This window comes from Achromobacter sp. D7-1, assembly GCF_059760445.1.
In genome coordinates, this window is record NZ_JCBAMT010000014.1 from 34,640 (window position 1) to 48,143 (window position 13,504).

The 13,504-nt window shown below is 67.8% G+C and carries 12 protein-coding genes; 7 read left to right on the plus strand and 5 right to left on the minus strand.

What is annotated here, in order from left to right; all coding sequences use genetic code 11:
- Positions 1-22: 22 nt before the first annotated feature.
- From AC6LKD_RS08785 to AC6LKD_RS08800, 4 genes are read right to left on the minus strand one after another with little or no spacing between them, the layout of a single operon-like run.
- Positions 23-1,228 carry an acetyl-CoA acetyltransferase gene (locus AC6LKD_RS08785; protein WP_013395398.1) on the minus strand — a complete coding sequence of 402 codons (1,206 nt, stop codon included), beginning with the start codon at positions 1,226-1,228 and terminating at the stop codon, positions 23-25.
- Positions 1,209-2,681, minus strand: coding sequence for a 3-oxoacyl-[acyl-carrier-protein] synthase III C-terminal domain-containing protein (locus AC6LKD_RS08790; RefSeq protein ID WP_498115924.1), 1,473 nt, complete (start codon positions 2,679-2,681; stop codon positions 1,209-1,211). The genes AC6LKD_RS08785 and AC6LKD_RS08790 overlap by 20 nt, the downstream gene beginning before the upstream one ends.
- Complete coding sequence (locus AC6LKD_RS08795) at positions 2,678-3,553, minus strand: MaoC family dehydratase (protein WP_498115925.1); 876 nt, start codon at positions 3,551-3,553, stop codon at positions 2,678-2,680. Before AC6LKD_RS08795 ends, AC6LKD_RS08790 begins: the two co-directional genes overlap by 4 nt.
- Positions 3,554-3,561: 8 nt before the next feature.
- Positions 3,562-4,479, minus strand: coding sequence for an SDR family NAD(P)-dependent oxidoreductase (locus AC6LKD_RS08800; RefSeq protein WP_013395395.1), 918 nt, complete (start codon positions 4,477-4,479; stop codon positions 3,562-3,564).
- Positions 4,480-4,824: 345 nt separating this feature from the next.
- Here AC6LKD_RS08800 and AC6LKD_RS08805 point away from each other — a divergent pair, with 345 nt between their 5' ends.
- The 6 genes from AC6LKD_RS08805 (at position 4,825) to AC6LKD_RS08830 (ending at position 11,197) form a co-directional block, all read left to right on the plus strand.
- The gene (locus AC6LKD_RS08805; RefSeq protein WP_013395394.1) at positions 4,825-5,829 is read left to right on the plus strand and encodes a LysR family transcriptional regulator; all 1,005 of its coding nucleotides are present in this window, start codon (positions 4,825-4,827) and stop codon (positions 5,827-5,829) included.
- A 76-nt stretch (positions 5,830-5,905) separates the two neighbouring features.
- On the plus strand, positions 5,906-6,883 hold the full coding sequence (locus AC6LKD_RS08810) for a Bug family tripartite tricarboxylate transporter substrate binding protein (RefSeq protein WP_013395393.1): 978 nt from the start codon (positions 5,906-5,908) through the stop codon (positions 6,881-6,883).
- A gap of 209 nt (positions 6,884-7,092) precedes the next feature.
- On the plus strand, positions 7,093-8,328 hold the full coding sequence (locus AC6LKD_RS08815) for a CaiB/BaiF CoA transferase family protein (RefSeq protein WP_498115926.1): 1,236 nt from the start codon (positions 7,093-7,095) through the stop codon (positions 8,326-8,328).
- Positions 8,321-9,106 (plus strand): crotonase/enoyl-CoA hydratase family protein, encoded by a 786-nt coding sequence (locus AC6LKD_RS08820; RefSeq protein WP_013395391.1) that lies wholly within the window; start codon positions 8,321-8,323, stop codon positions 9,104-9,106. The genes AC6LKD_RS08815 and AC6LKD_RS08820 overlap by 8 nt, the downstream gene beginning before the upstream one ends.
- A gap of 96 nt (positions 9,107-9,202) precedes the next feature.
- Positions 9,203-10,162: a tripartite tricarboxylate transporter substrate binding protein gene (locus AC6LKD_RS08825; protein WP_492277079.1), complete on the plus strand. Its 960-nt coding sequence runs from the start codon at positions 9,203-9,205 to the stop codon at positions 10,160-10,162.
- Positions 10,163-10,225: 63 nt separating this feature from the next.
- Positions 10,226-11,197: a Bug family tripartite tricarboxylate transporter substrate binding protein gene (locus AC6LKD_RS08830; protein WP_492277078.1), complete on the plus strand. Its 972-nt coding sequence runs from the start codon at positions 10,226-10,228 to the stop codon at positions 11,195-11,197.
- A gap of 16 nt (positions 11,198-11,213) precedes the next feature.
- On the opposite strand, the gene AC6LKD_RS08835 is transcribed toward AC6LKD_RS08830, so the two are convergent.
- The gene (locus AC6LKD_RS08835; protein ID WP_492277077.1) at positions 11,214-12,131 is read right to left on the minus strand and encodes a LysR family transcriptional regulator; all 918 of its coding nucleotides are present in this window, start codon (positions 12,129-12,131) and stop codon (positions 11,214-11,216) included.
- Positions 12,132-12,330: 199 nt separating this feature from the next.
- Between AC6LKD_RS08835 and AC6LKD_RS08840 the strand changes: the two genes are divergently transcribed.
- Positions 12,331-13,491, plus strand: coding sequence for an acyl-CoA dehydrogenase family protein (locus tag AC6LKD_RS08840; protein WP_013395387.1), 1,161 nt, complete (start codon positions 12,331-12,333; stop codon positions 13,489-13,491).
- The last annotated feature ends 13 nt before the right edge of the window (positions 13,492-13,504 follow it).

A 13,504-nucleotide genomic window follows, 5' to 3' on the forward strand; every position in this document is an offset into this window, starting at 1 on the left:
TTGTCGTCCGTTGCGGCGCTGTTCAGGCGCCGTACTTGCCCAGCACAGAGACGCTGCACACGTTCTGCCAGGGAAAGCCGCCCAGGTTGTGGATCACGCCGATGGCGGGGTCGTCGGCGCGCTGGCGGGCGCCGGCGCGCCCCAGCATCTGCAGGTACATCTCATAGGCCATGCGCAGTCCGGTCGCGCCGATGGGGTGGCCGAAGCACTTGAGACCGCCGTCGATCTGGCAGGGAATGGTGCCGTCGGCGTCGTAGAAGCCGTCCAGCACGTCGTGGGCGCCGCGGCCTTCGGCCGAGATGTGCATGTCCTCCATCGTTACCAGTTCGGTGATGGAGAAGCAGTCGTGCACCTCCAGCAGGTCGATCTGTTCGCGCGGCCGTCCTATCCCGGCCTCCTCATAGGCGCGGGCCGATGCTACCCGCGTGGTCTGGAAGTAGCTGCCGTCCCAGCTGTCGTGGCCGGCTTCGCTGCCGCTGGACACGGCGAGCTGCAGCGCCTTGATCGCCACCAGGTCGCGCTTGCCCAGGCCGCGCGCGATGTCCGGGGTGGTCAGGATGGCGCAGGCGGCGCCGTCGGAAACGCCGCAGCAGTCATACAGGCCCAGCGGCTCGGCGATCATCGGCGCGTTGATCGCGTCTTCCATGCTGATCGGGTTGCGCAGGTGGGCCTTGGGATTGCGGCCGGCGTTGGCGTGGCTTTTCACGGAGATGTGGGCGATGGCGCGCTTCAGGTCCCGCGCATCGACGCCGTGCTTGGCGCGGTAGGCGCTGGCAAGCTGCGCGAACGAGCCGGGCGCGCTGATGTTCGGCCACACGATATCGTTGAGCGGACCGCGCGGACGTTGGGGCAGACCGCCGTAGCCGGTGTCCTTGAGTTTCTCCACGCCGAAGGCCAGCGCGAAGTCGCAGGCGCCGGACGCCACCGCATAGGCGGCGCCGCGCAGCGCCTCCGACCCGGACGCGCAGAAGTTCTCGACCCGCGAGACAGGGATGTTCGGCAGTCTCAGGGCGACGCCCAGCGGCACGCCGCCGCTGCCCAAGTGCTGGGTTTCGATGCCGGTGCCCAGCCAGGCCGCCTGGATCTGCTCCTTGCCTATTCCGGCGTCCCGCAGGCATTCGTCGAAGGCTTCGACCGCCAGGTTCTCCGCGCTGCGGTCCCAGCGCTCGCCGAAGTGCGAGCAGCCCATGCCCAGGATCACCACCTTGTCACGAATGCCTGTTGCCATGCCTGTTCTCCGTAAGGTCGGCGACCATCGCCTTCCAGAAATAGCGGGTGTAGCCGCGCGCGGCGTCTTGCGCCTTGATGCGAAAGCTCAGGCGCAGCGCCAGCCCCACCGCCAGTTCGTCTTCGTCCATGTCGGTGTAGTCCATCATCAGACGGCCTCCGCCTTCGAACTGCACCATGCCGTAGCAAGCCGGCGGATTGGGCGTATAGGCCAGGCGGTCCGCGGTGTAGCTCATGATCCGGGCCGGCGTGTCGGCAAAGGGCAAGTCCTCCTGAGTGCCGATGGCGCCGCATGCGGGGTTGACGCATACGTCGGTGCGCGGCCACTGGGCCGTGCCGCAAGCGCTGCAGCGTCCGCCGAGGAAGCCGTGCACCGCCTTGCGGTTGCGGTACTCGACCGACAGCGGGGTGAGCTTGTCGTTGTCGGCGCGCATGCCGCGCTCCAGAGGAAGTTGGTCGTTGAAAACCAGGAACTTCATGTAGTTGTCCTCGGCCTTGCCGCGCGCCAGCCAGCCTTGCGCGCCCAGGCGGCGGGGCAGGTCGGCCAGGGCCGGGGTGGTGCGCAGCACCAGCACGTCGACCCCCTGGCCGAATGCGACCAGCACCAGTACCTGGCCGGGTTCCGCCGCGCCCAGCGCATGCGCCAGCATCAGCAGCGGATGAGCGCAGCCGGCGTTGCCCACTGTCGCCGCCAGCGTGTCGTGCACGCGTTCGGGTGCGATGCCGGCCAGTTTGGCGATCCGCTGCGCCGCGCCCTTTTGCGGCAGCGCCACGCACAGCGTGTCCACCTGATCGGGCTCCAGGCCGGCCCGGCGCAGCGCCGCCGAAATGGCTTGCGGAATCTGCGCGCTATGGCCTTCCTCGCGTATCCAGCGCTCTTCCCAGTAGGTGTCGGTGGCAGCGTTCGCGCCCCGATAGTGGTCGGCCATGTCGATGGTGCGGCTCTCCAGCGCCAGGGGCTCGGCAATGGCTGCGCCGTCGCCCACCAGTACCGCGCCGGCGGCATCGCCGTACAGGAGCTCCTGCGCGCTGGCCACCTTGGCCTTGCGGCGATCGCTGGCCACGACCAGCGCATTGCGTCCGCTGCCGCCGCGCAGCGCCTGCATCAAGGCAGAGGTGCCGCCGCGCTGCGAGGACGCGACGTCGATGGCGCCGACGTCCTCGGCCAGATTCAAGGCCTGCGCCACGATGCTGGCGTTCAGCCGGCTGGCATACGGCAGAGAGGTCGAGGCCAGCAGCAGGTCGTCGACCTCGCGTGCTTCGGTCCCGCTCAGGCAGTCGCGCGCCGCTTCCACCGCCATGGTGACGGCGTCCTCATCGAAGCCGCACATGGCGCGTTGGCCGGCGCGATGCGCCGCCAGCGACGCGTCGTACCAGGAATGGCTGCGCACGATCGCCTCGCGCTGCAGGCGCAGGCGCGGGATGTAGGCGCCGAAGGAAAGTATGCCCCTCATGCGCGGGCTCCTTGCGGCGGGTCGATGATGGCCAGTCCATTGTTGAGCACCACCTTCTGGCGCTCCAATGCCGTGGCGCGGAAACGCACCTCGCCGCTGGCGCCCCAGGCCTCGACGCGGATGGTCTCGCCCGGATAGACCGGCGCGCTGAAGCGCACGTCGATGCGCTTCAGCCTGGCCGGCTCGTAATCGCACAGCATGCGCAGCAGCCCGTGGCAGGCAATGCCGTAAGAGCAGAGGCCATGCAGGATGGGCCGGTCGAAGCCACCCGCGCGGGCGACTTCGGGATCTGCGTGCAGGGGATTGAAGTCGCCCGACAAGCGGTAGAGCAAGGCCTGGGACGTCAGCGTGGGCAGATCGCAGACATGTTCGGGCGTGTTTTCAGGCAGCTTGACCGCCGCCGGTGACGGGCCGCTGGCGCCGCCGAAGCCGCCATTGCCGCGCGCCATCACCGCCTGTTCCACGGTGGCCAGCAAGGCGCCGTCGCGCGTTTCCAGGGTGCGCTCCACGAAGAACAGCGCGCCCACGTCGGGCCCCTTGTCGAGGATGTCCTTGATCCGGGTGCGGCCGATGACGGTGCCGGCCGGCGCCAGGGGGCGATGCAGCTGCACCGACTGGCTGGCGTGCAGCACGCGGCGCCAGTCTATGCCGGTATCCGGTTCCTTCATCCAGAAGCCGGGGTATCCCAGCACCGCGGCCTGGGTCGGCACGGCCAATTGACGGTCCTCGTAGACGAAGGGCAGTTCGCGCGCGTCCAGCGGGTCGCGGCCCAGGCCCAATCCCAGCGCGTACAGGATGGAGTCCTTGGAGGTATAGGTCTGCTCCACCGGTTCGAAGCGGCGCTGCATCAGCTTGTCGGGGTCGATTCTCATGGCGGGCCTCATACCGGAGTCCAGGCAAAAGCCTCGCGCGCGCTTTCCAGCGGCACCAGGCTGGGCTGCATCGCGGGAATCGCATGTTCGGCGATGGTCTCGACGGTCCAGCCCTCCGAGCGATGCACGCTGCGCACCGGCCGCGGCTGGCTGAACAGCATGATTTCGTTCTTGCGCACGCCGAAGATCTGGCCGCTCACGCCGGCGGCCAGGTCCGACAGCAGGTACACGACCATGGGCGCGATCTTGTCGGCTGTCATCTGCTTGAAGCGTTCCAGCCGGCGCTTCTGCTCTTCGGTCTCATCGGGCAGGGTGCCGATGAGGCGGCTCCAGGCCCACGGCGACACGCAGTTGGAACGTACGTTGCAACGCTCCATTTCCAGCGCAATGGAACGCGAGATGCCGACGATGCCGAGCTTCGCCGCCGAGTAATTGGCCTGGCCGATGTTGCCTACCAGGCCGGCTGCCGAGGTCATGTGCACGTAAGCGCCGGATTGCTGTTCGCGGAACATTGCCGCGGCGGCGCGGCTGACGTTGTAGGCGCCTTGCAGATGCACGTCGATGACCTGCTGCCAGTCCACGCTGCTCATCTTGTGGAACATCCGGTCGCGCAGGATGCCGGCGTTGTTGACCACGCCGTCCAGCCGTCCGAAGTTGTCGACAGCGGCTTGCACCATGCGCGCCGCCGCCTCCGGGTCGGACACGCTGTCGCCGTTGGCGACGGCGCGACCGCCTGCCTGGCGGATTTCCGCGACCACTTCGGAGGCCGGATCCAGCGTTCCCGCGCCTTCGCCGTTCGGACTGCCGCCCAGATCGTTGACCACGACCGCCGCGCCTTCGCGCGCCGCCAGCAAGGCGATCTCGCGGCCGACGCCGCGGCCGGCGCCAGTCACGAGCACGACTTTCCCTTCAAGAACTCCAGCCATTTCATCTCCTCGGCAGGTTGATGCATCCACCCGGAATCGGGATGCGCCAACTGTAGGCATGGCTGGCAAGCCGGGTAAGCACACGCAGCGGATGGCAGGTATGCAGGATCGGCAACGCTGCGGCGCGTCCCTCGCGATCCGGTCCGTGTTGCGCGGCAGCAAGAACGATCCCGGACCTGCTCCGGGTTGATCCTGATCCGTCATGGCTGAGCGCGAGGACGCATCCGCCATGGCGCGGCGCAGCACCCGCGGCCCGGCGCCGTGCCATGGCGAGCGGCCGCGATACGCCCTGATATGATCAAAAAAAGTAAACGCAGGCTGTCCCGTCCTGGCAGGAGACAGAAAGTGAAACTGGTGGTCCGCGCAGCCGATGAGCTGAAGATAGAGAACGTGTCCGCTTTCGTCGCGACTGCGGAGTCGGGCAGTTTTTCGCAGGCGGCGGTACTGCGAGGATGCTCGCAGTCCATGCTGAGCCGGCGCGTATTGGAACTGGAAGAGCTGCTGGGCGGGCGCTTGTTCAACCGCACCGGCCGTGGCGTCCTGTTGACGGAACTGGGCGTGGCGCTGCTGCCCGTGGCACGGGGGCTGCTGGACGGCGCCACCGGCTTCCTGGAACTGGCGTCCTCCACCAACGAGCAGCCCTCGGGCACCGTGGAGATCGCATTGCCGCGCTGGGCCGCGGAAGGTCCCGTGTCGATGCTGGTGAACCGCATCTCGTCGCAGTTTCCCCGGATCCACCTGGTCATCCACGAGAGCTACAGCCGCGACGTAATGGACAGGCTGGCCGCGGGCAAGCTCGATATCGGTGTTTTCAACAGCTATCAAGCCGAGCCGCCCGCCCAGGCGCAACGCCTGTTCTCGTCCGACCTGGTGCTGCTGGGCCGGCGCGACTCGCCGCTGCTGCGCGATCCCACCGTGCCGCTGGCCGCATTGAACGGCCTGTCCATCGTGATGCCGCCTTCGCCCAATCCGGTGGAGGCCGTGGTGCGCGAACGCACCCGCGACATGCAGCTGGAGTTGCGCGCGGAACTGGAGATCAACTCTGGCGCGATGATCCGCGAGGTAGTGCGACGCTGCGGCCGCCATGCCATCACCCAGGTGCATCGCATCGAGGACTACCTGGACGAGGGCGACCTGGCGATTTCCCGCATCGTCGAACCGGCGCTCACGCTGCACACCTTCTGCGCCACCGGCGCCAAGCACCGCATCAACCGCGCCAGCCTCGCGGTCGAGCGCTGCCTGGTTGCGGTGCTGGCAGAGCACTTCGTCCGATTGCAGCAGGCCGCGCAGATGCGCGAAGCGCGCTGGGCCAAGGCATGGCAGACGGCTGTCCAGACCGTGCATAGCTGATCGTCGGTTCCCGCATGGCACGGCGGAGTTCTTGTCGCTATCGTGACAGGCCACAAGAACCCCAGGAGACGAAACCATGTCCGTTGCCAGAACCGCGTGGCGCGCAGCCGTGCTCGCCTGCGTCGCACTGCTTGCTTCGATGTCCGCCGTAGCCGCCGATGCCTATCCTTCGCGTCCCATACGTTTCATCGTGCCCATCGGTCCCGGCAGCAGCGGCGACACGATGACGCGTACCTTCGCCGAGCACCTGCGCAAGGTGGCGGGCCAGTCCACGCTGGTGGAGAACCGGCCCGGCGCCGAGCTCTCGCTAGGTACCCAAGTGGCGCTGAGCGCGCCGGCCGATGGCTATACCGTGGTGTTGATCAGCCCCAGCGCGACGGTGATCAACCCCTTGTTCGTGAAGGACTTGCCGTACCGGCCCGAGGATCTGCTGCCCGTGCTTAACGTGACCCGCCACGTGGCCGTGCTGGTTGCGTCCGAGAGCTCGCCCTACAAGAGCCTGGGCGACGTGGTGGCTGCGGCCCGTCGCGACAAGGGCGGTGTCAGCCTGGCTACCTACGGCAACAGCTATCGCCTAGGCGCGCTCGACCTGGCCAGGCGCGCGGGCGTGGACTTCAACCAGGTGCCGTACAAGGGTGCTGCGCAGGCGGTGGCGGATGTGGTGGGGGGATCGGTGGACCTGGCGCTGATCGACATTGCCGGCGCCGCGCCCTTGGTCGCTTCGGGAAAAATCCGTGCGCTGGCGGTGGCGGGGGACCAGCGTCATCCGCTGTTGCCCGAGGTGGCGACGGTGCAGGAAGCCGGCTATCCGGGCTACTCCCTATACATTTTCATAGGCTTCGCCATTCATGCCAAAACGCCCCCTGCCGTGGCAGGCAAGCTTGAGGACATGATGCGGCAGGTCATGGACGATCCGGCGCTACGCGCGCAGCTCGCCCAGCAGAGCGGCGGCGAGGTGGTGGGCGCCGGGAGCAAGGAGTTTACGCGGACGATACAGGCCGAGGCGGTGCGATATGGGGAACTGGCGCGCCTGGTCGGCGGCGGCTCGCCCTGATGCTTGCGGGCGTCGCGACGCGGCCCGGGGAGGGATCCGCACCAATATTTTCGATGTATCGGCTGACCCAAATATAGTATTTCCGGCGTGCGCGGTTCTTACCTAGGATGTCCGGCAAGGCATTCTGGAATGGGAGCTGTCATGTTTGAAAGTGGTGCTTGCAGGATATCCGGGCCGCGTGTCCTGGCAGGGCGTTCGGGGAGCGGCGCATGAGCGGCCCGTTGGAAGGCGTGCGCATCCTCGATGTCACGACGGTGCTGATGGGGCCCTATGCCACGCAGATACTGGGAGACCTGGGCGCGGATGTGATCAAGGTCGAGCCCCCGGCCGGCGATAACGTGCGCGGCATCGGCCCGGCGCGCCATCCAGGCATGGGCGGCATCTTTCTGCATGCCAACCGCAGCAAGCGCAGCGTGGTGCTGGACCTGAAGCAGCCAGCGGGCCGCGAAGCGCTGCTGAAACTGGCGGCGACCTGCGACGTCCTGATCTACAACGTGCGGCCCCAGGCGATGGCGCGGTTGGGGCTGTCGTACCAGGAACTGGCGCAGGTCAATCCCGCCATCCTGTACGTGGGCGTGTACGGCTACGACCAGCGCGGCCCTTATGCGGCGCGCGCCGCGTACGACGACTTGATCCAGGGCGCGGTGGGCATACCGGCGCTGTCGGTCCAGGCTGGCGGCGAAACGCCGCGCTACGCGCCCAGCGCCATCGCCGACCGCATCGTGGGCATCAGCGCGGCCAATGCGGTCAGCGCCGGCTTGTACCACCGGGCGCGGACGGGCCAGGGCCAGGCCATCGACGTGCCCATGTTCGAGACCATGGCGCAGCTGATACTAGGCGACCACATGGCGGGCCAGTCCTTCGAGCCGCCGCTGGGGCCTGCCGGATATCCGCGGATACTGAACGCGGACCGGCGCCCCTATGCGACGCTGAACGGCCACATCTGCGTGCTGATCTATGCGGACAAGCAATGGGCGGCATTTTTCGAGTTGATCGGGCAGCCTGGGCGCGAGTCCGCCGATCCCAGGTTCCGCGACATCGGCACCCGCACCCAGCACATCCATGCGATCTACCGGCTGGTGTCGGATGAGATCGCCAAGCGCACCACCGAGGAATGGCTGGAAGCGTTCGAGGCGGCGGATATTCCGGCCATGCCCATGCACACCGTGGAGTCGCTGCTGCGCGATCCGCAGCTGGAGGCCATCGGATTCTTCAACACCGTCGAGCATCCCAGCGAGGGCAAGCTGCGCACCATGGCGGTGCCGTCGCGCTGGTCCGGCACGCCGCCCGCGCCGTCGCGGCCCGCGCCGCGGTTGGGCGAGCACAGCGTCGAAGTGCTGAAGGAGGCGGGCTACCCGGATGAAACCATTGCCGCGTTGCTGCGGGATGGCGTGACCTCGATGGCGGCCGACGCTGCCGCAGTGACCGGAGTTGCCCATGACTGATTTCCTGAAACGCGAGCGCCATGGCGCCGTGCTGCTCCTGACCATGGACCGCGCGGCCACGCGCAACGCGTTGTCCGATCCCGACGCGATCGACGCGCTGGTGGATGTCTGCGCGGAGATCAACGCCGACATGTCGGTGCGCGCCGTGGTGCTTACCGGTGCGCACGGTGTGTTCTCTTCCGGGGGCAATCTCAAGACCCTGTCGGCGGCGGTCGGCGCCGGGCTGGGGGAGCCGGTGCGCAGCCGCCAAGCCTACCGCGACGGCATTCAGCGCGTGCCGCTGGCCTTGTGCAATTTGGAGGTGCCGACGATCGCGGCGGTCAATGGACCGGCCATCGGCGCGGGCTGCGATCTGGCGTGCATGTGCGATATGCGCCTGGCCGCTGAAGAAGCGCGTTTTGCAGAGAGCTTCGTCAAGCTGGGCCTGACGCCGGGAGACGGCGGCGCCTGGCTGCTGCCGCGCGTAGTCGGCATGTCGCGCGCCTGCGAACTGGCGTTCACCGGCCGCAGCGTCGGTGCTGCCGAGGCGCTCGATATGGGGCTGGTCTCGCAGGTGCTCAGCCAGGAGGGGCTGCTGCCGGCCGCGATGGCGTTGGCGCAGGAGATTGCCCAGCATTCCGGCCACGCGCTGCGCCTGACCAAGCGGCTGTTGCGCGAGGGTCAGCACACGCGGCTGGACACCTTGCTGGAGCTATCAGCAGGCTTCCAGGCCTTGGCGCACCACACGCAAGAGCACGCCAGCGCACTGGACGCGTATCTGGACAAGACGCGCGGCTGAGCGACTCCGGCCCTGGCCACGGCAGCCTCGCCGGCGCGCAACCTATAACGAGGCGATACAAGGAGGAGACCCATGCAGACAAGGAGAAGAACACTGGTGGCCGCTTTAGGCGCGCTTGCCGGTTTGCCGCTGGCGCGCGCCGCCATCGCGAACACGGCGGCATGGCCGGCGCAGCCCTTGCGCTTGATCCTGCCCTACGCGGCGGGAGGTCCGACGGATGTTTTGGCCCGGGCCGTGGCACAGCATGTGGCGCGCGAACTGGGCCAGCCCGTGATCGTCGAGAACAAGACCGGCGCCAGCGGCAACATCGCTGGTGAAACCGTGGCGCGCGCCCGGCCCGATGGCTACACGCTGCTGTACCACTCGTCCGGCCTGGCGATCAGCCCCGCGCTGTACCGGCAATTGCCCTATGACCCCCTGCGCGATTTCGCGCCGGTGGGGCTGACGGCCTCGATCCCGCTGGTGCTGATGACGACCAAGGCCTTGCCGCCCCAGGACACCAAGGAGTTCATTGCCTACCTCAAGGCGCGTCCCGATGCGCTCAGCTATGGGACCGGCGGCGTCGGCAACATCACGCATCTGAGCGTGGCGCTGTTCCTGCATGCCACCGGCACGCGCGCCGTGGGCATTCCGTTCAAAGGCACCAATCCGGCCATGGTGGCGATGCTGGGCGGCCAGGTGCAATTCATGGTGGACGCGATAAGCTCGGCGCTGCCCTACATCCGCGACGGCAGGGTCAAGGCGCTGGCCGTGACCGGCGCAGAGCGGTCGCCAGCGCTGCCGCAGGTGCCGACGCTGCGCGAAGCGGGCTTGCAGGACCTCACGATGAGCACCTGGCAAGGCGTGCTGGCGCCGGCCACCACGCCGCAGCCGGTGATCCAGCGCCTGAACCAGGCGGTGGCGGCGGCGGTGCGCGATCCGGCCATCGCCGGACCGTTCACGGCGCAGGGCGTGGACCTGCGCAGTTCCTCGCCCGCCGAGTTCCAGGCATACCTGGGGCAGGAGGTCAGGCGCTGGGGCGACGCGGTCAGAATGGCGGGCATACAGCCCGAATGAATACGGCAAACGCCGTGGCTGCAAAGCCACGGCCATGAACGCAACAGCCTTGCGGAGACAAGCATGAACATCAGGACCCTGGCCATGACGGCCATGCTGGGCGCGGCGCTGGCCTTGGGCGGCAACGCCCGCGCGGCAGACAAGTATCCCTCGCATCCCGTGAAGATCATCGTGTCGCTGCCTCCGGGCAGCGGCGCCGACACCACGGCGCGATTCCTGTCCAAGCATCTGGCCGAGCAGTTCGGCCAGCCTTTCATCGTCGAGAACCGGCCGGGCGCCAACAGCTTCATTGCCGCCCAGGCCGTGGCGACCGCGGCGCCGGATGGCTACACCATGTTCGTGGCCAGCAATTCGCCCATGACGACCAACGCCGCCGTCTTCAAGCACCTGCCGTATGACGCGATCAAGGATTTCTCTCCGGTCGCGCCCATTGCGCGCTTTCCCATGGTGCTGGTGGTGCCGGCCAGCTCGCCATACAAAAGCGTGGCGGAGTTGGTGTCGGCCGCCAAGGAAGCTCCCGGCAAACTGAACTTCGCGAGCGGCACCGCCACCTACCAGGTGGTGCTGGAACTGTTCCATGAACAGAACGGGATCAAGGCCACGCACGTGCCGTACAAGGGTACGTCGGCGGCTCTGGCCGATCTGGCTGGCGGGGTGGTGCAGTACAGCCTGGCCGACGTCAGCGCGGCGCTCCCCTTGATCCGCGGCGGCAAGCTGAAGGCGCTGGCCGTGACCAGCGCCCAGCGCATCAAGGACCTGCCAAACGTTCCCACGATGCAGGAGAGCGGCACCAAGGGCTACGAGGCCTATGCCTGGACGGCCGCGTTCTTTCCCGCGAAGGTCGATCCCGCCATCGTGGCGCGGGTGTCGGAGGCGGTGCAGGCCTTGGTGCGCAGCGACGAGGGGCGGGCGTTCATGGCCAATCTGGGCGGCGAGTCGTTCGTGGGCGGTCCCGACACGCTGGCGGCCTTCCAGAAGGAAGAGCTCGAGTCCATGCGGCGTATTGCGAAACTGGCCAACATCCAGCAGGAGTAAGCGCGCGCGGGGCCTGTCATGCGGAGACCGCCGCGGCGGTCTCCGGCCGCATCAGGCGGCAGGCCATCTCGACGAAATTGGCGGTGGTGGGCGTGGCGTTGTCCGGATGCACGGCCAGCGCAATGCCCACCTTGATGGTTTCGGCCAGCTGCGAAACATTCACCAGGCGTACATTGCTGCCGGCTTGCCGGCGGGCCACCGCCGGCACGATGGCTATCCCGAGCCCGCTTTCCACCAGGCTCAGTATGGTCTGCACCTGGATCGCTTCCTGCGCGATGCGCGGCACCACGCCCGCTTGCTGGAAGGCATACATCACCAGCGCATGCATCCCCGGCACATGCGCGCGCGAATAGCCGATGAACGGCTCGTCCGCGAGTTCGCTCAACGCAACGTCCTCACGCTGCGCATGGCGGCTGCCGGCTGGCACCGCCAGCATCAGGTGGTCAGGCTGCAGCAAGGTGACGCGCGCCGCCGTTGGCTCCAACACAGGAAAACGCACCAGCGCCACGTCCAGCGTGTGCGCGTCCAGGCGGCGCAGCAGATCGACGGTGGTGGATTCTTCGATGATCAGGTCGACGCGCGGGTAATCCTTGCGGAACTCCGACAGCAGCCGCGGCATCAGCGAATAGGTGGACGAACCGACGAAGCCCACCTTCAGGACGCCCTGTTCGCCGCTGGCGCCTTCTCTTGCCGCACGGCGGATCTCCTCGGCATAGAACAGGGTGGTGCGCGCATATTGCAGCACGACCTGGCCGGCGGGCGTGGGCCGCAGGCCGGCGGGTAGCCTTTCGAACAACTGCACGCCGAGCTCCTGTTCCAGCTTCTTGATCGCGGTGGACAGGGGCGGCTGAGCCATGTGCAGCCGCTCGGCGGCGCGATGGAAGTTGAGCGTCTCGGACAGGACCAACAGCTGCTTGAGCTGGCGTAGCTCCACGGGTGTCTCCCTTGATGCGCCGGGCTCGCGATATTTGTGATGTATTGCCCGGTCCACATCTAATATTAGACCGGGATGTGACCCCCGTGTAGATTGCCATGAAGCCCGCGCGCATTGCGCCGGGCAGGGTTTTCACGGCACTTTCGGCAGTTCGAATGCATGCGGCGGCGCCGTGCCGCCGCGCCTTCCGGGGACCACATTGGGCGCTATCAACGAGGCACTGCGGCTTGCCGCGATTCCTGCGCAGGACGAGGCGCTGCGCCCGTCCGTGCGCGCCTTCCTGCGCGAGGCGCTGAAGGACATGCCGGCGGACCGCCGTGCGCGTTCCTGGATGGGCTATGACGCGGAGTTCAGCCGCGCGTTGGCGCGGCAGGGATGGCTGGGCCTGACCTTGCCTGCGGCCTACGGTGGCGCGGCGCGCAGCAATTTCGCCCGCTTCGTGTTGAGCGAGGAACTGCTCGCGGCGGGCGCGCCGGTGTCGGCGCATTGGATCGCCGATCGCCAGACCGCGCCGCTGATCCTGCGCTACGGTTCGCCGGCGCAGCGCGATTTCTATCTGCCGCGCATCATACGGGGCGAAGCCTTCTTCGCCATCGGCATGAGCGAACCCGACACCGGTTCCGACCTTGCCAGCGTGCGCACGCGCGCCACCCCCGACGCCGGCGGCTGGCTGCTGAACGGCCGCAAGATATGGACCACCAACGCGCACCGCTCGCACTACATGTGCGCGTTGGTGCGCACCTCCGGCGTGCCGGAAGACCGGCACAAGGGACTGTCGCAGATGATCTTCGACCTGTCCTTGCCCGGCATCGAAATCCGTCCGATCCGCGACATCGCGGGCGACGCGCATTTCTGTGAAGTCCTGTTCGACAACGTCCGCCTGCCGCGCGATGCGCTGGTGGGCGAAGAGGGCAGCGGCTGGCAGCAGGTCACGGCCGAACTGGCGTTGGAGCGCAGCGGCCCGGAGCGGATCTACTCCAGCATGGTGCTGATGGACGGCTGGCTCGCGCATCTGCGCCAGGCGGCGTCGCCGGACCCGGCGCACGTCCGGCTGGCGGGACGTCTGGCCGGCCGGTTGACGGTGCTGCGGGCCATGTCGCTGGCGGTCACGCAGCGGCTCAACGATGGGGCCGACGCCAGCCTCGCGGCCGTGCTGGTGAAAGACCTGGGCACGGAGTTCGAGCAGGCCGTGCCCGAATGGATAGGCCAGGCCCTGCGCGCGGACGCCAGCCCCGCGCCTGACGAGGTGCTTGCCCGCACGCTGGCTTATCTGACGCTGATCAACCCGACCTTTTCGCTGCGCGGCGGCACCCGCCATATCCTGCGCGGCATCATCGCGCGCGAGCTTGGCCTGCGTTAGGGCCTATCGACAC